Source organism: Citrobacter sp. Ca225, from assembly GCF_030337175.1.
Classification (GTDB): Bacteria; Pseudomonadota; Gammaproteobacteria; order Enterobacterales; family Enterobacteriaceae; genus Citrobacter_A; species Citrobacter_A amalonaticus.
In genome coordinates, this window is record NZ_JAOWCD010000071.1 from 32,208 (window position 1) to 52,491 (window position 20,284).

17 protein-coding genes and 2 pseudogenes are annotated in these 20,284 nt (G+C 54.3%); 6 read left to right on the forward strand and 13 right to left on the reverse strand.

Annotation, left to right across the window (positions count from 1 at the left end; genetic code table 11):
* Positions 1 to 394: 394 nt before the first annotated feature.
* The 3 genes from treC to treR all read right to left on the reverse strand — a co-directional run bounded on the left by treC (position 395) and on the right by treR (position 4,612).
* On the reverse strand, positions 395 to 2,053 hold the full coding sequence (gene treC, locus OGW13_RS11070; RefSeq protein ID WP_287116082.1) for an alpha,alpha-phosphotrehalase: 1,659 nt from the start codon (positions 2,051 to 2,053) through the stop codon (positions 395 to 397).
* Positions 2,054 to 2,100: 47 nt separating this feature from the next.
* Positions 2,101 to 3,519 (reverse strand): PTS trehalose transporter subunit IIBC, encoded by a 1,419-nt coding sequence (gene treB, locus OGW13_RS11075; RefSeq protein ID WP_287116086.1) that lies wholly within the window; start codon positions 3,517 to 3,519, stop codon positions 2,101 to 2,103.
* Between the two features lie 145 nt (positions 3,520 to 3,664).
* Positions 3,665 to 4,612 carry a trehalose operon repressor TreR gene (gene treR, locus OGW13_RS11080; RefSeq protein ID WP_042999232.1) on the reverse strand — a complete coding sequence of 316 codons (948 nt, stop codon included), beginning with the start codon at positions 4,610 to 4,612 and terminating at the stop codon, positions 3,665 to 3,667.
* A 466-nt stretch (positions 4,613 to 5,078) separates the two neighbouring features.
* Between treR and mgtA the strand changes: the two genes are divergently transcribed.
* The 5 genes from mgtA (at position 5,079) to OGW13_RS11105 (ending at position 11,009) form a co-directional block, all read left to right on the forward strand.
* Positions 5,079 to 7,787, forward strand: a complete 2,709-nt coding sequence (gene mgtA / locus OGW13_RS11085) for a magnesium-translocating P-type ATPase (protein WP_044264668.1) — start codon at positions 5,079 to 5,081, stop codon at positions 7,785 to 7,787.
* A gap of 8 nt (positions 7,788 to 7,795) precedes the next feature.
* Positions 7,796 to 7,960 carry a hypothetical protein gene (locus tag OGW13_RS11090; RefSeq protein WP_154299464.1) on the forward strand — a complete coding sequence of 55 codons (165 nt, stop codon included), beginning with the start codon at positions 7,796 to 7,798 and terminating at the stop codon, positions 7,958 to 7,960.
* 183 nt (positions 7,961 to 8,143) lie between these two features.
* Positions 8,144 to 9,121 carry a TRAP transporter substrate-binding protein gene (locus OGW13_RS11095; RefSeq protein WP_042999234.1) on the forward strand — a complete coding sequence of 326 codons (978 nt, stop codon included), beginning with the start codon at positions 8,144 to 8,146 and terminating at the stop codon, positions 9,119 to 9,121.
* Between the two features lie 61 nt (positions 9,122 to 9,182).
* Positions 9,183 to 9,692: a TRAP transporter small permease gene (locus tag OGW13_RS11100; RefSeq protein WP_042999235.1), complete on the forward strand. Its 510-nt coding sequence runs from the start codon at positions 9,183 to 9,185 to the stop codon at positions 9,690 to 9,692.
* A 30-nt stretch (positions 9,693 to 9,722) separates the two neighbouring features.
* A complete protein-coding gene (locus OGW13_RS11105) occupies positions 9,723 to 11,009 on the forward strand; it encodes a TRAP transporter large permease (protein ID WP_287116083.1) in 1,287 nt (428 codons plus the stop codon).
* Positions 11,010 to 11,061: 52 nt separating this feature from the next.
* On the opposite strand, the gene ridA is transcribed toward OGW13_RS11105, so the two are convergent.
* The 10 genes and pseudogenes from ridA to OGW13_RS11160 all read right to left on the reverse strand — a co-directional run.
* Complete coding sequence (gene ridA, locus OGW13_RS11110; RefSeq protein WP_042999238.1) at positions 11,062 to 11,448, reverse strand: 2-iminobutanoate/2-iminopropanoate deaminase; 387 nt, start codon at positions 11,446 to 11,448, stop codon at positions 11,062 to 11,064.
* Between the two features lie 76 nt (positions 11,449 to 11,524).
* Complete coding sequence (pyrI, locus tag OGW13_RS11115) at positions 11,525 to 11,986, reverse strand: aspartate carbamoyltransferase regulatory subunit (protein WP_042999239.1); 462 nt, start codon at positions 11,984 to 11,986, stop codon at positions 11,525 to 11,527.
* A 14-nt stretch (positions 11,987 to 12,000) separates the two neighbouring features.
* Positions 12,001 to 12,936, reverse strand: a complete 936-nt coding sequence (gene pyrB, locus OGW13_RS11120; protein WP_042999240.1) for an aspartate carbamoyltransferase — start codon at positions 12,934 to 12,936, stop codon at positions 12,001 to 12,003.
* Between the two features lie 2 nt (positions 12,937 to 12,938).
* Positions 12,939 to 13,074 (reverse strand): annotated as a pseudogene (gene pyrL / locus OGW13_RS25715) (pyr operon leader peptide).
* Between the two features lie 98 nt (positions 13,075 to 13,172).
* Positions 13,173 to 13,652 (reverse strand): arginine repressor, encoded by a 480-nt coding sequence (locus OGW13_RS11135; protein WP_043001817.1) that lies wholly within the window; start codon positions 13,650 to 13,652, stop codon positions 13,173 to 13,175.
* A 251-nt stretch (positions 13,653 to 13,903) separates the two neighbouring features.
* Positions 13,904 to 15,379: an arginine-ornithine antiporter gene (gene arcD, locus OGW13_RS11140; protein ID WP_042999241.1), complete on the reverse strand. Its 1,476-nt coding sequence runs from the start codon at positions 15,377 to 15,379 to the stop codon at positions 13,904 to 13,906.
* A gap of 34 nt (positions 15,380 to 15,413) precedes the next feature.
* Positions 15,414 to 16,493: an alanine/ornithine racemase family PLP-dependent enzyme gene (locus OGW13_RS11145; protein ID WP_042999242.1), complete on the reverse strand. Its 1,080-nt coding sequence runs from the start codon at positions 16,491 to 16,493 to the stop codon at positions 15,414 to 15,416.
* A gap of 65 nt (positions 16,494 to 16,558) precedes the next feature.
* Positions 16,559 to 17,575, reverse strand: a complete 1,017-nt coding sequence (gene argF / locus OGW13_RS11150; RefSeq protein ID WP_044264666.1) for an ornithine carbamoyltransferase — start codon at positions 17,573 to 17,575, stop codon at positions 16,559 to 16,561.
* A gap of 110 nt (positions 17,576 to 17,685) precedes the next feature.
* Positions 17,686 to 18,618: a carbamate kinase gene (gene arcC / locus OGW13_RS11155; RefSeq protein ID WP_042999244.1), complete on the reverse strand. Its 933-nt coding sequence runs from the start codon at positions 18,616 to 18,618 to the stop codon at positions 17,686 to 17,688.
* A gap of 10 nt (positions 18,619 to 18,628) precedes the next feature.
* A pseudogene (locus OGW13_RS11160) lies at positions 18,629 to 19,486 on the reverse strand (arginine deiminase); the annotation flags it as partial.
* Positions 19,487 to 19,542: 56 nt separating this feature from the next.
* Between OGW13_RS11160 and OGW13_RS11165 the strand changes: the two are divergent.
* Positions 19,543 to 20,240 (forward strand): IS1 family transposase gene (locus OGW13_RS11165; RefSeq protein WP_223433957.1). Its coding sequence is split into 2 segments (ribosomal slippage): positions 19,543 to 19,792 and positions 19,792 to 20,240, totalling 699 coding nucleotides; the frame shifts between segments, so codons are not numbered across the junction.
* Positions 20,241 to 20,284: the final 44 nt, after the last annotated feature.

Here is a 20,284-nt window from a genome sequence, read left to right on the forward strand (position 1 = left end):
TAATGTATAAGAACAGGTTATCCACAGAGGCTCGGGAGGCGTTGATATGGTTATTCATCTCTCTATCCAATCACTTCCCGCAATCCAGTCCCATGTTATCCACAAAGTCACCTTGACTGTGGACATCATTGTTGTTGTAAATGTAGTTGATTAATACAACATGTTGGGGCGGATTGCATTTTAAGTTCTATATATAGTGATTTGCATCAAGGATGTTTACGATTTTTTTGATGTAGCGCAAGGTAAAAAGCAGAGCGTACAGTTGGCGGGCGTTATAGCGATTGTAAATTGTGATATAGAAAAATCTGATTATTTATTCAACAAAAACAGTAAGCTAACGCGGGGCGACCTTTTTGCCCGGCATCGAGAGTTTGCCGGGCAAAATGTGTTCAGTTTATGACTTCTGCAACCACCAGATCGCTTCGAAAGGACGCAGCGTCATCGCCATTGGCAGTGGTGAAACTTCATCATAGTTGTGCATCAACACCTGCCAGTTACCCCGGTACGATTCCGGGAACCAGGCCTGACATTCACCGCTCAGATTGGCAATGACCAGCAGCCGCTGTCCTTGCCACTCGCGCTGATAACACCATACGTGTGGGCTGTCTGGTAACAGATCCTGATAGTCACCCCAGGTCAACACAGGTTCGGATTTACGCAGCGCAATCAGCCGTTGATAGGTATAAAACACCGACGAATTATCGCCGAGCGCGTTCTCCACGTTGATGTCCGCGTAGTTATCGCACAGGGAGATCCACGGTTCACCCTGGCTGAAACCCGCGTTCTTGCGGTTATTCCACTGCATTGGCGTACGGCTGTTGTCACGGGATTTACTGGCCAGGATTGCCAGCAGTTCATTGGCATCGCGACCCTCCGCCCGCAGCCCGGCAAACATGTTATGGCTTTCCACATCGCGGTAGTCGGTGATCCGGGTGAAGTGAGGATTGGTCATGCCGATCTCTTCCCCTTGATAGATGTACGGTGTGCCCTGCATACCGTGCAGCACCATCGCCAGCATTTTCGCGGCCGGCACCCGATATTCGCCTTCGTCACCAAAGCGCGACACAATGCGCGGCTGATCGTGGTTACACCAGAACAGCGCATTCCACGCGACGTTGTGCATTCCTTGCTGCCAGTGGCGGAACAGGGTCTTCAGTGCGACAAAATCGGGCTTCGCCAGCGTCCATTTCTCTCCATTGGGATAATCGACCTTCAGGTGATGAAAATTGAAGGTCATCGACAGTTCGCTACCGTCCAGCGCGGCGTAGCGCTGGCAATGTTCCAGCGTGGTGGAGGACATTTCACCGACCGTCATCAACTTGCGCGGCGTAAAGACGTCGCGGTTCATCTCATGCAAAAATTCATGCACTCGCGGCCCATCGGTATAAAAACGGCGACCGTCGCCGTCCAGGTCATTGGGGAAGCGCTGATCTTTGGAGATCAGGTTGACGACGTCCAGGCGCAGGCCATCCACGCCGCGATCGGCCCAGAATTCGCAGACTTTTTTCAGCTCGGCGCGGACGGCAGGGTTTTCCCAGTTCAGGTCCGCCTGTTCCGGGGCGAAGAGGTGCAGATAATACTGTTCGCTCTGGGCATGCCATTGCCAGGCGTTGCCGCCAAACTTGGAGTGCCAGTTATTGGGCAGCGCATCAGGCGTGCCGTCGCGCCAGATGTAAAACTCGCGATACGGGCTGTCTTTGTCGAGCGCCTCACGAAACCAGGCGTGCTGCGTGGAGGTGTGGTTAAACACCATGTCGAGAATAATGCGGATGCCGCGTGCTTTCGCCTGGACGACCAGTTCATCGAAGTCATCCAGCGTACCGTAAGCGGGATCGATAGCAGTGTAGTTAGCGACATCGTAGCCATTATCCACTTGCGGTGAGATATAGAACGGGGTCAGCCAGAGGGCATCTACGCCCAGTTTATGCAGGTAATCGAGGCGCTGCGTCACGCCGCGTAAATCGCCGGTGCCGCTGCCGGTCGTATCCTGAAAGCTTTTGGGATAGATCTGGTAGATGACGCCGTTTTGCCACCAGTGGGGAAGGGTATTCATAGTCAATTCCTGGTTATGCGAGGGGCGCAAGTGCGCCCCGAATAAAATCAGACAATCTGTAACGTGCCCTGACGGAATTTGCGCTGGTAAACCATAGAAGTCAGCACGATCGGGATGACAATGGCGATGGCTATCGCGACGGCGTAGACCTGCCAGTAAGTCGGTTGGATAGAAAGGATGCCCGGCAGGCCGCCAACGCCGATACCGTTCGCCATCACCCCGTACAGGCCGCAGAGCAGACCGGCGAGACCGGAGCCGATCATTGCGCAGAGCATCGGGAAGCGGTATTTCAGGTTGATACCGTACATTGCTGGTTCAGTGACCCCAAGATAGGCGGAGATCGCGGCAGGAACGGAGATCTCGCGTTCGTTCTGTTTACGGCTGGCGATAATAATGCCGACCACCGCAGACGCCTGTGCGATGTTGGAAAGGGCAATCAGCGGCCATACCGGCGTTCCTCCCATGCTCTGGATCATCTGCATGTCGATGGCGAGCGTGGTCTGGTGCACGCCGGTAATCACCAGTGGGGCGTACAGGAAGCCAAACAGCGCGGCACCAATCGGCGCGAAGCTGCCGGTCATCAGATGGCGAACCGCAAAGGCCACACCGTCGCCAATCAAGCGGCCAAACGGACCGATCAGCGCATGAGCGAGGAAGACCGCGAGGATCAATGAACACACCGGCACCACCACGAGATACAGATAATCCGGCACGATGCGTTTCAGGCGCGTTTCAATCACGCCCAGCGCCAGGCCAGCCAGCAGCGCCGGAATGACCTGCGCCTGATAGCCTACTTTCGCGATGGTGAACAGGCCGAAGTTCCATACTTCCGGTACCTGCTGCCCCAGCAGATACGCGTTCATCAACTGTGGCGATACCAGCGTAACGCCAAGCACGATGCCGAGGATCGGCGTACCGCCCATTTTTTTCACCGCCGACCAGCAGATGCCCACTGGCAGATAGAAAAAGATGGCTTCGCCAATCAGCCACAAGAAGTCATAGATCGTTTTCAGCGCTGGATACATCTGCGCCAGCGTCTGGCCGTTGCTCATTGGCAGGTCGCCAATGACGTTGCGGAAACCTAAGATCAAGCCTCCGCTAATCAGCGCCGGCAGCAGCGGGAAGAAGATTTCAGCGAAATGGGAGATGAGTTGCTCATGCCATTTCATGTTCTGACGAGCCGCTTTTTTCGCCTGCTCTTTATCGGCGTGCGCCTGCCCGGTGGTGGCCAGCAGCGCCTTGTAATAATCGCCAACCTCGGTGCCAATCACCACCTGGAACTGACCGGCGTTGGTAAAGCAGCCTTTGACCATCGGTAAGGCTTCAATTTCTTTCGGTCTGGCGTTTGCTGGCTGATTCAGCACAAAGCGCAGGCGCGTAATACAGTGACTCACGGTGGCGATATTCTCTCGCCCGCCTACCAGCTCTATCAGCCGGTCAATATCCACTTGTTTAACTTTGCTCATCATGAAGCCTCGTGGCGATGACAGTGAAAAGGGGGGGTTATGCGATGGCCACAGAGTATATCCGGGATAAAAAATTAAAAATGGGAACGTTCCCGAAACGCAGCGAAGATCACAAATTATCGTTCAGAAAGCGATCAGCAATGCTTCAGGAAAGGGTGGAAGGAATGACGATCTGGCGCAGCTCGCTGCGTCCGTTGATCTGCTCGATCAACTGGGAGGCCGCCTGGCGTCCGGCTTCGGCATAACCGGGATCGACCGTGACGATCTCCGGATGCAGGAATTTCATCAGCGGCGTATTACCGACGCTCGCCAGTTGCAGATTATCGACCCGCTGTTCTTGCAAATACTTACTGGCACCGAGCGCGAGAGTATCCGTGGCACAGACCAGCGCGGTAGTGTCTGGTGTAATGACGCTCGCGGCATGCTCATAGCCTTGCTTCATCGCCAGACCCGGCAGGGCCGCGACGGGATGTAACTTATGTTGTTTGCAAAACGCGAGATAGGCGTCATGGCGGCGCTTCCCGGTGGTGACGTCGCTGTGCGGCACACCGAGAAAGCTGATGTGGCGATGCCCCTGATCGTACAGGCGTTGCATCAGGATTTTAATCGCCCCGTCGTCGTCGTAGCAGACGGAGGCAAAGCCTTTCGCATCACGAGCCAGCAGCACCAGCGATGCCTGCCACGGGGCGATCATCGTGTCCGTGATGCCGGTAAAACCGAACAGCACCACGCCGTCGATATTGCGGCGTTTCAGCATACCTAAGTGTTCTTCCACTTTTTCCGGGGAAAACTGACTTTCCATCATGATCGGATCGTAACCCTGCTCATAAAACACCGGCAGCATCGTCTGTACGGCAAGGTTTTCCGACAGGGAGTCGAGACGGGTCACAATGATGGCGACGACTTTATCGCTCTGGCCCCGCATGGCGCGGGCTGAACGGGAAGGAGAAAATCCGTGCTGATTCATCACGGCTTCGACACGCTCGCGAGTCCGTTCACTGACGCCGCTTTCGTTGTTCAGCACACGGGAAACGGTGGATTTCCCCACGCCGCTTAAGCGGGCGATGTCTTTGATAGTCAGCCGATTTTGCATCCTGTTTTCCCGTGGTACGCAACAAAAGATGATAAGAGGGTAACTTTACTTATAGAAACCACAATGGGCAAAGTCTGGTTTATACACGTCATCCTTCACGCTGCTTTTGCGTTGGCGTCGTTCATTTTCTGCCGGGATGCGAACCGAATGATTTTGCGTATATGTTTTGTTTAATTGCCGGGGGTTATTATAACGCCATAAATGCCACAAATATTATGATCTACAACTTATTATCTGTGAGCTAACTCATTCAATTACCGGAGGCTTTATGGATCCCGATCCCACCCCTCTCCCGACCTGGAGAACACGCGCTTTCCGGTAAGCCTGCCTTTCGCTGTCTTACCGGTGATGTAAGACAGTGACGCATTAACGTCCCTGTTTAAAAATGATGTTACCTGTCAGGTAAGGTTTTGCCACGCCTGAAGGATATTTCTGCGCCTGTCTTATTGGCGCGGAGGGGCTTCCTATGTTTAAAAATATCACTCGCCAGCTGTTTGCCCGGCTTGGCCGCCATTTGCCCGATCGCCTGGTGCACCGCGATCCATTACCTAATGCACAGTCGATTGCCAGCACCCCGATACCTTCTTCACTGAGTGAACACTGCCTGAAAGTGGCCGTGATGGATGAAAAGACGCTATGGAAAACGTTTCATGCGCATCCGGAAGGACTCAATGTGGCAGAGGTGAACGCCGCCCGCGAACAACACGGTGAAAACCTTCTGCCAACCCAGAAACCGTCACCGTGGTGGAAGCATCTGTGGACCTGTTATCGCAACCCGTTCAATATGTTGCTGACTCTTCTGGGCGCGATCTCGTATGCCACGGAAGATCTGTTCGCCGCCGGGGTGATCGCTCTGATGGTGGTGATTTCCACGCTGCTTAACTTTGTCCAGGAAGCGCGCTCCACCAAAGCGGTAGACGCGCTGAAAGCGATGGTCAGCAACACCGCGACGGTGCTGCGGGTCATCAATGAGAAAGGGGAAAACGGCTGGGTGGAGCTGCCTGGCGATCAACTGGTGCCCGGCGACATCATCAAGCTGTCGGCGGGGGACATGATCCCGGCCGATCTGCGGGTGATTCAGGCGCGAGACCTGTTTGTTGCTCAGGCGTCATTAACCGGCGAATCGCTGCCAGTGGAGAAAGTGGCGCACACCCGCGACGCCAGCCAAAGCAACCCGCTTGAGCGCGATACCCTGTGCTTTATGGGCACTAACGTGGTGAGCGGCACGGCGCAGGCGATGGTTATCGCCACCGGCGCCCATACCTGGTTTGGTCAACTGGCGGGGCGCGTCAGCGAACAGGAAAGCGAGCAAAACGCGTTCCAGAAGGGGATCAGTCGTGTCAGTATGCTGTTGATTCGCTTTATGCTGGTGATGGCGCCAGTGGTGCTGCTCATTAACGGTTATACCAAAGGTGACTGGTGGGAAGCGGCGCTGTTTGCGCTCTCCGTCGCCGTAGGCCTGACGCCGGAAATGCTGCCGATGATTGTTACTTCGACGCTGGCACGCGGCGCGGTGAAACTGTCGAAGCAAAAAGTGATCGTCAAACATCTGGATGCCATTCAGAACTTCGGCGCGATGGACGTTCTGTGCACCGATAAAACCGGCACGCTGACCCAGGATAAAATCGTGCTGGAGAATCATACGGATATCTCCGGTAAGCCCAGTGAACGCGTTCTGCACGCGGCATGGCTGAACAGCCATTACCAGACCGGACTGAAAAATCTGCTGGATACCGCCGTGCTGGAAGGTGTGGATGAAGGCGCTGCGCGCACGTTGTCTACCCGCTGGCAGAAAATTGATGAGATTCCGTTTGATTTTGAGCGCCGCCGGATGTCGGTGGTGGTGGCAGAAGAGACGGATGTGCATCAACTGGTGTGCAAAGGCGCGTTGCAGGAGATCGTCAGCGTCTGTACGCAAGTACGTCATAACGGCGAAATTGTGCCGCTGGATGACAACATGCTGCGTCGAGTGAAGCGCGTGACTGATACGCTGAACCGTCAGGGGCTGCGCGTGGTCGCCGTGGCGACCAAATACCTGCCAGCGCGGGAAGGGGATTACCAGCGTATTGATGAATCCGATCTGATCCTTGAAGGTTACATCGCCTTCCTCGATCCGCCGAAGGAAACGACCGCACCGGCGCTGAAAGCGCTGAAAGCCAGTGGCATTACCGTGAAGATCCTGACCGGCGACAGCGAACTGGTCGCCGCGAAGGTATGCCATGAGGTAGGTCTGGATGCCGGAGAGGTGATTGTCGGAAATGATATCGAAGACATGAGCGACGACGCGCTGGCCGCGTTGGCTCAGCATACTACGCTGTTCGCACGCCTGACGCCGATGCATAAAGAGCGGATCGTCCGCCTCCTCAGACGTGAAGGGCACGTGGTGGGCTTTATGGGCGACGGAATTAACGACGCGCCAGCGCTACGTGCGGCGGATATTGGTATTTCGGTGGATGGCGCGGTCGATATCGCCCGTGAAGCGGCCGATATTATTCTGCTGGAAAAGAACCTGATGGTGCTGGAAGAAGGCGTAATTGAAGGGCGTCGTACGTTCTCCAATATGCTGAAGTATATCAAAATGACCGCCAGTTCTAACTTTGGTAACGTCTTTAGCGTGCTGGTGGCGAGCGCCTTTTTACCGTTCCTGCCCATGTTGCCGCTGCACTTGCTGATTCAGAACCTGTTGTACGATGTATCTCAGGTGGCGATCCCGTTTGATAACGTTGATGATGAGCAGATCCAGAAACCGCAGCGCTGGAATCCGGCGGATCTGGGCCGTTTTATGCTCTTTTTTGGCCCGATCAGCTCCATCTTCGACATTCTGACATTCTGCCTGATGTGGTGGGTATTCCACGCCAATGTGCCGGAAGCGCAAACGCTGTTCCAGTCTGGCTGGTTTGTGGTGGGGCTGCTGTCGCAAACGCTGATTGTGCATATGATTCGTACGCGCCGCGTGCCGTTTATTCAGAGTCGCGCTGCCTGGCCGCTGATGCTGATGACGCTGGTGGTAATGATTGTGGGAATTGCGCTACCGTTCTCACCGCTGGCAGGTTATCTGCAATTGCAGGCGTTACCGCTGAGTTATTTCCCTTGGTTAGTGGCGATTCTGGTGGGATATATGACGTTAACGCAATGGGTTAAAGGCTTCTATAGCCGCCGCTACGGCTGGCAGTAAACAAAATAATGGCTGCTTCGGCAGCCATTCTCTTTTTTATCGCGCAAGAATATATTCTTTCCCTCCGTCGTGTTTTATTTTTTTTGAAAAACCAAAGAGGTGTGGTCGATCACAATTTAAGCCCGCTTCAGGACATCTTTTTTCCAGGAAAAAGACCTTCATTGCAAAAATGAAACAGCGTGCTAAAAAAAATTCCATCCATCGTCATTTTATGAACATAATCATCGTAATACTTTGTTACACCGACGAGTCTGCCTGGGCAATGTCATTCCTTACTGTCCCTTTTAATTAAGGCGGCCCTCTATCCTGCAAGTCGTTTGTATTAATGAAAATTATAAACCTCTGGAGATGGAAAAATGAAACTGACCAAAACCTTGTTAAACCTGTGCGTGGGGACTGCTTTAGTGCTGGCAGCGCAGGCGGCGTCTGCACAAACGCTGCGTGCGGCAGATGTCCATCCGGCGGATTATCCGAACGTAGTTGCTGTGAAGCATATGGGCGAAAAACTCAGCGCCGCTACCGACGGACGTCTGGATATTAAAACCTTCCCGGGCGGCGTACTGGGGGATGAAAAGCAGATGATTGAACAGGCGCAACTGGGTGCGATTGATATTATTCGCGTGTCGATGTCTCCGGTTGCTGCCATATTGCCTGAGATTAACGTCTTTACGCTGCCCTATATCTTCCGCGATGAAGATCACCTGCATAAGGTTCTGGATGGGGCAATTGGTCAGGAAATTGGTGACCGGCTGACCGCCAACAGCCAGTCCCGACTGGTGTTTCTCGGCTGGATGGATGCCGGAACGCGTAACCTGATTACCAAGGCTCCGGTGGTGAAACCGGAAGACCTGAAAGGGATGAAAATCCGTGTTCAGACCAGCCCGGTCTCGCTCGATACCTTAAAAGCGATGGGCGCGAATGCGATCGCCATGGGAACCAGTGAGGTGTTCAGCGGGATGCAGACCGGGGTTATTGATGGCACAGAAAATAACCCGCCGACCTTTGTCGCGCATAACTATCTGCCGGTCGCCAAAAATTACACCTGGAGTAAGCATTTCATTATTCCTGAACTGTTCCTGTTTTCAAAAGCCAAGTGGGACAAGCTGAAAAAAGAAGATCAGGAATTAATTATTAAACTGGCAAAAGAAGCGCAAATAGAACAACGTCAACTCTGGGAAGCCTATAATGCGAAATCACTGGAAACCATGAAAGCAAATGGGGTGAATTTCCATGACATCGATACGGATTATTTTTATAAAGCCACACAGCCCGTCCGGGATCAATACGGTAAAGACCACCAGGATTTGATCAAGCGAATTCAGGATGTGAAGTAATTCATCAGGCGGATGACGGAGGTCATCTGCCTGAATCGGTTATTCGTTCGAGGTGATGATTATGGGTGAAGGTTATTCATCGGTAATGGATGTGCTGTATCGAATTTCAATGTGGATTGCCGGGCTGGCTTTATTGGTGATGGTGGCGGTTATTCCCGTGGGGATATTCGCGCGCTACGTGATGAACAGCGCGCTGTCCTGGCCCGAGCCGATCGCCATATTGTGCATGGTGACGTTCACTTTTATTGGCGCGGCGGTTAGCTATCGTGCGGGTTCGCATATTGCGGTCAGCATGGTAACCGATCGTCTTGGTGAAATGGGGCGCCGGATCTGTTTTATCGGTGCCGATTTGATGTTGCTGGCGATCAGTATTTTTATTCTTTGGTACGGTTCGACGCTCTGTTATGAGTTGTGGCAACAACCCGTGGCAGAATTCCCAATTTTGACTGCCGGGGAAAACTATCTTCCGCTCCCTATCGGTTCGGCGATCATGCTGCTTTTCATCATCGAGAAGATCTGCCGTGGCGCTCAGTATCAACGTCCTGTGGTCATGCTGGGTTCAACCAGTTGATGACCGAACCGACTTCATAGGGGAAAGCAAATGGATGCATTTATTCTCGTTTTTACGCTCGGCATCATGCTGGCGATTGGGGTGCCGGTGGCGTACGCGGTGGGGATCAGCGCGATCGTCGGGGCGTGGTATATCGATATCCCGCTGGAAGCGGTGATGATCCAGTTGACCAACGGCGTGAACAAATTCTCACTGTTGGCGATCCCGTTCTTTATTCTGGCCGGGGCCATTATGGCGGAAGGAGGCATTGCGCGCCGGTTAGTGAACTTTGCTTATATCTTTGTTGGCTTCATTCGCGGTGGTCTGTCGCTGGTGAACATTGTCGCATCAACCTTTTTTGGCGCGATCTCAGGATCGTCGGTGGCGGATACCGCATCGATCGGTTCAGTGATGATCCCTGAAATGGATAAGAAAGGTTATCCGCGAGACTTTGCCGCAGCGGTCACCGCCAGCGGTTCCGTGCAGGCAATCCTGACGCCGCCCAGCCATAACTCGGTGATCTACTCGCTGGCGACGGGCGGTACGGTGTCGATTGCCGCGCTGTTTATTGCCGGGATCCTGCCTGGGCTATTGCTGAGTTTTACCCTGATGGTAATGTGCGTGGGCTTTGCGCATAAGCGCGGCTACCCGAAAGGGGAGCGCGTGCCGTTCCGACAGGCATTGAAGATCTTTCTCGATACGCTGTGGGGGCTGATGACGGTCGTCATCATTATGGGCGGGATCCTTTCCGGTATTTTTACCGCGACGGAATCGGCGGCGATCGCCTGCCTGTGGGCGTTTTTCGTCACCATGTTTATCTACCGCGACTATAAGTGGTCTGAACTGCCGAAACTGATGTATCGCACTGTGAAGACCGTGACCATCGTGATGATCCTGATCGGTTTCGCGGCAGCGTTTGGCGCCATCATGACCTATATGCAACTGCCGATGCGCATTACCGAAGCGTTTACCAGTATCTCGGATAACAAGTATGTCATTCTGATGTGTATTAACATCATGCTGTTGCTGATTGGTACGCTGATGGACATGGCGCCGTTGATTCTGATCCTGACCCCTGTGCTGCTGCCGGTCACCAACGCCCTCGGCATTGATCCGGTACATTTCGGGATGATTATGCTGGTGAACCTGGGAATTGGCCTGATCACACCGCCGGTAGGGTCGGTGCTGTTTGTTGCCAGTGCGGTGAGTAAACAGAGGATCGAGCAGGTGGTGAAGGCGATGCTACCGTTCTACGCGGTACTGTTCCTTGTGCTCTTGCTGGTGACTTATATCCCGGCGATTTCGCTGTTCCTGCCGAAATTCTTTGGCGTGATGTGATAGTGGTGCAGTAACGAAAATCCGGGCGGGTATGCCCGGATTTTTTTATCGCTTAACGACGAACGGCGATCGCTTCGATCTCGATCTTCACGTCTTTTGGCAGACGCGCGACTTCCACGCAGGAACGTGCCGGGAAGGTAGCGTTGTGTTCGGTGAAGAACGCTTCGTAAGTGGCGTTGACGGTCGCGAAATCGTTCAGATCTTTGACAAATACGGTTGTTTTCACGATGTCGCCTACTTTCAGGCCAGCGGCTTCAACGATAGCTTTCACGTTTTCCAGCGACTGACGCGCCTGCGCGGAGACGTCGTCCGACACGCTGCCGGTTTTCGGGTCAACCGGGATCTGACCGGAAGTGATGATCATGCTGCCCAGATCTACGCCCTGAACATATGGACCGATTGCTGCGGGTGCATTTTCCGTCGCGATAGTTTTGCTCATGATTTCTCCTGAAGTACAGCGGTTAATGAAATTTCTCTGGCATTATAGGGAGCCACGAATTTTTAACCAACTGCAATTAGTTGGCCAGCACCACATAATGAGAAAACTCTTTTTCGCAGTATTTGCATTTAAGCGCGATGTCATCCGCGCGTTTTTTCACTGAAAAACTGGAAGAAACCGGTTCAGCGTGGCTGATGCAGTTACTGTTCGGGCAGACCAGCACGCTGTCGATGTGGTCCGGCAGGCTTGGACGTGATTTACCCACCACGTCGTAGTTGTCGATACGGTTGACAGTAGCCTGTGGCGCATACAGTGACAGTTGATTAACCTGTTCGGCGGTCAGGAAGGTGTTCTCGATCTTAATCAGGTCTTTACGTCCCATTTCACCGGAAGGCAGATTAAGGCCGATAGTGATGCGCTGGTCGGTTTCGGTCAGCTTGAACAGAGTCAGCAATTTAAAGCCGATTTGCGCGGGAATATGGTCGATTACGGTGCCGCATTTGATCGCTTCAACCTGCAGTTTATTATCGTGTGTCATCTCGTTATCTCCCCTTACAGTGCCAAATCGCTAGTCAGAACCAGTGCCAGTAACGCCTGGCGCGCGAAAATCCCGTTGCCTGCCTGCTGGAAATACCAGGCGTGAGGCGTTTTATCCACGTCCGTGGCGATTTCATCTATACGCGGCAGCGGATGCAGTACCTTCATGTTTTCCCGCGCTCCCACCAGGTCGCTGGCGCGCAGGACAAACTGGGCCTTCACGTTGGCGTATTCTGAAGGGTCCAGACGCTCTTTCTGTACGCGGGTCATATACAGAATATCCACCTCCGCCATCACCTCTTCGATAGAGGCGTGCAGGCTCCAGGCAATGCCTTTTTCGTCCAGCATATCAAGAATGTACTGCGGCATTGCCAGCGCATCCGGGGCGATGAAGTAGAAGCGGTTGCCGTCAAACTTCGCCAGCGCCTGCGTCAGGGAATGCACGGTACGGCCATATTTCAGGTCGCCGACCATCGCCACATGCAGGTTGTTCAGACGCCCCTGCGTTTCCTGAATGGTGAACAGATCCAGCAGCGTTTGGGTCGGATGTTGATTTGAACCGTCACCCGCGTTCAGTACCGGCACCTTACCGGAGAATTCGGTCGCCAGACGCGCCGCGCCTTCCTGTGGGTGACGCATCACGATCGCGTCAACATAAGTGCTGATCACAGAGATGGTATCTGCCAGCGTCTCACCTTTCTTACCCAGCGACGTGTTGGCGCTGTCGGAAAAGCCGACCACGCTGGCGCCCAGGCGGTGCATGGAGGTTTCAAACGACAGGCGGGTACGGGTCGAGGCTTCAAAGAAGCAACTGGCGATGACCTTGTGTTTGAGCAGCTCCGGTTGAGGGTTCGCTTTTAATTTCGCCGCCGTCGCCAGCACCAGATTGAGGTCGTCGCGACTGAGGTCGTTTATGGAAATGATGTGTTTTTGATATAGCGGGTTAGCCATGTTTATCTCCTGACGCCAGGGCAAAAAAAAAGCCCCTCATTTGAGGGGCTGGGAATAGGTGAGCAACGGAAAGAAAAACGGCAGGCCAGCGTCTGTTTTCAGACGCGGTAAGACAGAATGTCGTACACACTGGACCATACTTCCTCCCGGCAAATTGTCCGCGATTATACTCAGCTCCGTTTGTGGATCAAGCAAAAAATGCCGTTTTTATTCAACGCAAACGGTTTTAATGAATATTAATTCATTTTTAGTAAGTAGTTAATCTGTTTGTGGACAAGGCCAGTGCGCTGCACCACCCGTGGCGCAACCCAGACAATACTGCTACCCGCTACCACACCCAGGATTTCCGGCAGGGCATGATAATCGAGGATCCGGGCGACGGCGCGGCCATAGCCTGCCGCCGTATGGATAAGGATAAATTCGCTGTTATGCTCCACGCTCACCACCATTTCAGAAATGGAACGGGCGGCGTCGGGGGCTGGACGCAATTGCGGATTGACGGAATAAATTTTTTGTCCTTTCGTATTTCTAATTTTTATGACGCCAAGAATTTTCAGCAGGCGGGAAACCGTTGACTGGCTGATGGTTTCAAAGCCGTAGTTTTGCAGATCGCGGCGGATCTCCTCCTGTGAGAGATAGCTTTTTTCGCCAATCAGGCGCTGACAAACAGAGAGTTGTAGTTCTTCTTTTTCTGAAGCGGGTTGGTAAAGTTTCATCATCAGTTAGTCCAGTGTAATCAGCCGAAGATAACAACCAGTAGATCTGCCCAATGTTTCTATTTTTATTTGATGACGCACTAAGCAAATGTTCTCCATTTCAACCGGGATGTGTTTGATCGGCTTATTGAAATTTGACTGGAGCGCGCTTCAGCATCCTGACGGATGGCATCTGCATGAAAAAATATTCCACTTAGTCGTCTAAGGGAAGGCGGAGTTTTGCCGCTTCGTCTTCCCTGTGTTGACGTGCATCAACTGAGCGTGAGCACGCCGGTCGCCAACAGATAGACCGCGTAGATCCCTGCGACCACCACCATAATAGCCAGAACGATCTCTATTGGATTGAAAAGTCTTCCATTTTTCTCCTTCCGCGCCCAGACATAAAAAACGATACCGAGTGCGTAGAGGATCATCGACAGCAGCAGATATTCCATCCCGGCGGCATAGACCAGCCAGGCACCATAGAGTGTTGCCAGCGCGCCGATGATGATGTCGCGGGTGATGGAATGCTGTTCATCACGGTTATAACCGTCCTTCTGCCACGCCACTTTCAGGGCATACAAACCGCTGAGAAAATAGGGGATCAGGATCATTGAGGTGGCCAGCAGCAGCAGCGCAAGATACCCCGCCTGTTGAAAATGGGCGATGATCAGGAACAGTTGGGTCAGCCCATTGGTCAGCAGCAGCGCATTGACCGGCGCTTTGTTGGCGTTTTCTTTGCCCAGGAATTTGGGCATGGTGCCGTCTTTACCGGCCATATACGCCGTTTCCGCAGACAATAACGTCCAGGCCAGCAGCGCGGCGCCGACGGAAACGATAAGACCGATATTCATCAGGGCTGCGCCCCACGGCCCGACCGCCGCTGCCAGTACGCCTGCAGTAGAAGGGTTCTTCAACTGTGCGAGTTCTGGCTGAGACAGAACGCCGAGCGACAGCACCGAGACGGCGACAAACAGCAGGATTGAGATGAAAAATCCAATCATGGTGGCTTTACCCACGTCTGATTTTTTCATCGCCCGGCCCGAGTACATGGCGGCGCCTTCAATACCGATGAAAACCCAGGTGGTGACCAGCATGATGTTTTTCACCTGGTCCATAACAGAGCCAAGCTGTTCATTGCCCCAGAATTCAATCTTAAAGGTGCGAACCTGAAAGGCGACGCTGACCAGCACAACAAACATGATCAGAGGAACCACTTTCGCGACCGTGCCGATCAGATTGAGCAGGGCGGCACCCTGTACGCCGCGACAGATCAGGAAATGCAGACTCCAGAGCAGAATTGATCCCACAATCAGCGCAGAAAGGGTGGTGCCGTCGCCAAAGAAACCGAGCGCGCTGAAGGAGCCGAGTGCGGAACAGATCACCACATAGTATGAAACGTTGCCGATCCACGCCGAGATCCAGTAACCCCAGGCGGAGTTAAAACCGATGTACTCGCCAAAACCCGCGCGGGCATAACCATACACGCCGCCTTCCACTTCGCTTTTACGGTGCGCCAGGGTCTGGAAGACAAAGGCGAGGGTTAACATGCCGATAAAGGTAATTCCCCAGCCGATCAGGATCGCGCCAGCGCCTGCTTTGGCCGCCATGTTCTGCGGCAGAGAGAATACCCCGGCGGCGATCAGCGCGCTGACCACAAGCGCCGTTAGCGCCGGAAGTTTGAGCTTACCTTCGGACTGGGAGGTCGAAGCGTCCGCAGCCGGTTTGCTGGTATCAAGAGTAGTCATGAAGAGAGTCCTCAATCTGACAGAAAGTGATTTTTTAGAAGTAGCTGTATTGTTTGCCGACGTATTCGGAGGTCATGCACTGCAAGACGCCGCTGTATCCCAGGGAGAAATAGACGATGTCGCCCACCTGATATCCCGATGCGGCGTGGGTGACGTCGAGGATCAGGTGATCGGAACTGGCGCCGAGCACTTTGACGCCGGGATCAAATGGCCGGAGCTGGGAGAAGGAGACGTCCTGTTCGCCGAGCGCGGCCAGCGCCCGGTGATGTACGCCAAGATCTTCGAATACCGGCTTTCTCCCCATGGCATCCAGCGCCGTGGAGTGTTGCGGAACGGAGGGCTTGTCTTTCAGCTCGATGATCTCCACGCCGAGCTTGATAGCGTCCTGGCGGGTGTCGGGGATCGGCTCGTCATTCAGGCCGAACCCCATGATCAGCGACGCGCCAAGCCGCAACTGGTTGACGCCCGTCGGCAGCCCACCGTTGATCAGCAGGAACAGGGCGGCGGAGCTGGCGCCGGAAATCGTGCGCAGTGCAATACCCAACTCGTCTTCGATCTGATGGGCGAGATCGACCAGCGCCTGTTGGTTTTCGGTGGTGGGTTCCACTCCGCCGTAGCAGGCAAGATTGGCGCCCAGTCCTTCCAGCGTCAGCCCCGGCAGTTCTTTGTGTACCAGACGCGCAAGGCGTCGTGTCTCCAGCGGATCCACGCAGCCTTCGCGCAGATCGCCCAGGTCATGCATCAGAATGACCCGGTGCGTTTTGTTCTGCGCTATGGCTGCCGCAGAGAGCGCCTGCAACGTATGTTCTTCGGAGTTCAGCGAGATATCCGCATAGGCCACGATGTCGTGCGCAAGGCTTATCTGCGGCAGACGCAGCAGCAGTTTGTCGACGGGCAGATCGGCGATTTTTTTGAGATTCTGGATGCGGGAATCTGCAATCGTGCTGATTCCTGCATCAATCATGGCTCTGGCGACATTTGCCGCTTCGCAGCTCAGCTTATTGACGCCGACAGGCTCTACCCCGTGCTGGCGACATAGCGCAATCAGTGTCCGGGTGTTGTCACGAATGACCGAAAGATTAACGAAGAGGCAGGGAAAGTCCTGATTTCGCATAATGGGTCTCCTAACGTGGGCGCGGGTCAGGAAGGCACCCGCACCCGGTGCATTCGGTCCAGTCGCTATCGTGTGAGTGAGTCGCCGAGCGTCGCCACCATCACCGCTTTGATGGTGTGCATGCGGTTTTCCGCTTCGTCGAACACGATGGAGTGTGCGGATTCGAAAACGTCTTCCGTCACTTCTAGCCCTTTCAGGCCGTAGGCGGCTTCAATTTCACGACCCACTTTGGTGTGTTCGTTATGGAAGGCGGGCAGGCAGTGCATGAACTTCACGTTGGGGTTGCCGGTGGCGTCGATGACCTTCTGGTTGATCTGGTACGGCGTCATCAGGCTGACGCGCTCAGCCCAGGCCTCTTTCGGTTCACCCATGGAGACCCAGACGTCGGTGTACAGAAAATCAACGTCGTAGACGCCTTCTTCCACATCGTCCGTCAGCGTGATGCGTGCCCCGGTGGTGCTGGCGATGCTGCGGCATTGCGCAACCAGCGCTTCATCTGGCCAGAAGGATTTTGGCGCGACGAGGCGAATATCCATGCCCATCTTCGCGGCGCCGACCATCAGGGAATTGCCCATGTTGTTGCGCGCATCACCAAGGTAGGCGAAGCTCAGTTCGGGCAGCGTTTTCCCCGGCGCGTGCTCCAGCATGGTCATCAGATCCGCGAGGATCTGCGTGGGATGGAATTCGTCGGTCAGACCGTTCCACACCGGCACTCCGGCGTATTGCCCCAGTTCCTCAACGATCTGCTGACCGAACCCGCGGTATTCGATGCCGTCGTACATCCGGCCCAGTACACGAGCGGTATCTTTCATCGACTCTTTATGACCGATCTGCGAGCCGCTTGGGCCGAGGTAAGTGACCTGCGCGCCCTGGTCGAATGCCCCAACTTCAAAGGCACAGCGGGTGCGGGTGGAGGTTTTTTCGAATATCAGCGCAATGTTTTTCCCGATCAGCGTTTGCTGTTCGCGACCGGCTTTTTTCGCCGCTTTCAGTTCAATCGCCAGATCGATAAGGAACTGGATCTCCGCTGGCGTAAAGTCGAGAAGTTTCAAAAAGTTTCTATTTTTCAGTGAAATAGCCATCAATGTATCCTTGTTAAAATGAACTGCCTGATGACGCTGCGCTTATCAGGCCTACGGACGTGAATCGGTGTAGGCCGGATAAGGCGAGGCCGCCATCCGGCAAAAAAGCCTTAAGCGTCAACATCGGCGGTTTCGCGCCGAATCAGGGTGCCTTTATCGCCGGCGAGAATGGCCGGGCCATCGGCCAGCGAACCGATGCCCGCAATGCCGTGGCAGCGGCTGACAAAGTCGGCGCAGGCGCTGACTTTTGGCCCCATCGAACCGGCGTCAAATTGCATTTCGCTTAAGCGTTCCGGCGTCACCTGTGCCAGCGGACGTTGGGTCGGTTTGCCCCAGTCGAGGTACACCGCGTCGGCGTCGGTCAGGATCAGCAGCGCGTCAGCGTGGATCTGGCTGGCGAGCAGCGCGGCGGAAAGGTCTTTGTCGATCACCGCTTCCAGGCCGTGGTAACCGTCTGCTTTCTCGACGACCGGCACACCGCCGCCACCGTTACAGATGACCAGATGATCGCGGGCGATCAGCGCCTGGATGGCGTCGCTCTCTACGATGCGTTTTGGCTGTGGTGAAGGCACCACACGGCGGAACGCTTTGCCATCCGCTTTGAAGACCCAACCTTTTTCAGCCTGCAACGCGTCGGCCTGGGCAGGGTCATAAACCGGACCGATATACTTGGTCGGGTTATGAAAGGCCGGATCGTCAGGGTCCACTTCCACCTGCGTGAGCAGGACACTGATTTCGCGCTGCGGCAGTTGGTTCTTCAGCGCCTGTTGCAGCATGTAGCCGATCATTCCCTGGCTTTCTGCCCCGAGAATGTCCAGCGGGTAGGGGGTGACGCGGTCGTAGGCGCTGTTTTGCAATGCCAGCAGGCCCACCTGCGGCCCGTTGCCGTGAACCAGCACCACCCGCCATTGCTGTGTGAGTTGGGCGATGGTTTTCGCCGCCAGGACGATGTTCTTGCGCTGGATGTTGGCTTCCAGCGGTTCGCCGCGCTTGAGCAACGCATTGCCGCCGAGGGCAACAACCAGAGTCGGTTTGTTTTGCATGGTGGGTTCCTTAAATGCCATCGCGTTCCAGTGGGCAACTCATGCAGCGTGCGCCGCCGCGTCCGCGCCCCAGTTCATCGCCAGGGATTGGCAGCACGGTGATGCCGGCTTTGTCATATTTCTCGTTGGTCCAGATGTTGCGCTCGTAGCCCACGACGACGCCGGGGCGCAGCGTGAGGACGTTGTTGGCGTCGTTCCACTGCTCACGCTCGGCTTCAAAGGCGTCGCCGCCGGTGGTAATCAGACGCACCTGATCGATGTCGAGCGCTTTCTCAATGGCGTTAATCAACGTGCGTTCTTCGGTACGTTTCAGGCCACCGCGCCCGTCTGGCGTTAAGGTCCAGCACTGCACGTCCTGGCGCACCACTTCCGGGTAGACGGAGAAGGTGTCGATATCGATGTGGGTCATGACGGTGTCGAGGTGCATACAGGAGCGGTGTTTGGGAAGCTCAACGGCAATCACCCGTTCGGCCTGACGATGGTTAAAAAGCGACTGGGCAAGGAACTCAATTCCCTGCGGCGTCGTGCGTTCAGACATGCCGATTAGCACCGCACCGCGCCCGATGACCAGCACATCGCCGCCTTCTAAGGTGGCATGGTCGTAATTGATATTCTCGTCGCCGAAATATTTAATAAAATCGCCGTCAGAAAATTGCGGATGCCAGCGATAGATGGCCCGCAGATTATTCGTTTCACGCTGGCGAGCCGGTTTGGCCATTGGGTTAATGGATACGCCGTTATATATCCAGCAGGAGGTATCGCGGGTAAATAAATGGTTTGGCAATGGCTTCATAATAAAGTCATTAATATCGTGGGTATCCACCACCATATTTTTAATTGAGGCGGGAATTTCACCGTAGGTGAGTCCGGGTAATGGTGCCAACTTACTGATTTAGTGTATGATGGTGTTTTTGAGGTGCTCCAGTGGCTTCTGTTTCTATCAGCTGTCCCTCCTGTTCAGCTACTGAAGGCGTGGTGCGTAACGGTAAAAGTACTGCCGGACATCAGCGCTATCTCTGCTCTCACTGCCGTAAAACATGGCAGCTACAGTTCACTTACACCGCTTCTCAACCCGGTACGCATCAGAAAATCATTGATATGGCCATGAATGGCGTCGGATGTCGCGCCAGTGCACGCATTATGGGCGTTGGCCTCAACACGATTTTACGTCACTTAAAAAACTCAGACCGCAGTCGGTAACCTCACGCATACAACCGGGCAGTGACGTCATTGTTTGCGCGGAAATGGACGAACAGTGGGGTTATGTCGGCGCTAAATCACGCCAGCGCTGGTTGTTTTACGCGTATGACAGGATACGGAGGACGGTTGTGGCGCACGTATTCGGTGAACGCACGTTGTCCACGCTGGAGCGTCTTCTGGGCCTGCTGTCGGCCTTTGAGGTCGTGGTATGGATGACGGATGGCTGGCCGCTTTATGAATCACGCCTGAAGGGAGAACTGCACGTTATCAGCAAGCGATATACGCAGCGCATTGAGCGGCATAACCTGAATCTGAGGCAACATCTGGCAAGGCTGGGCAGGAAGTCACTGTCGTTCTCAAAATCGGTGGAGCTGCATGACAAAGTCATCGGGCATTATCTGAACATAAAACACTATCAGTAAGTTGGAGTCATTACCCCTGACTCGCTGGTTCCAGTATCACGCCA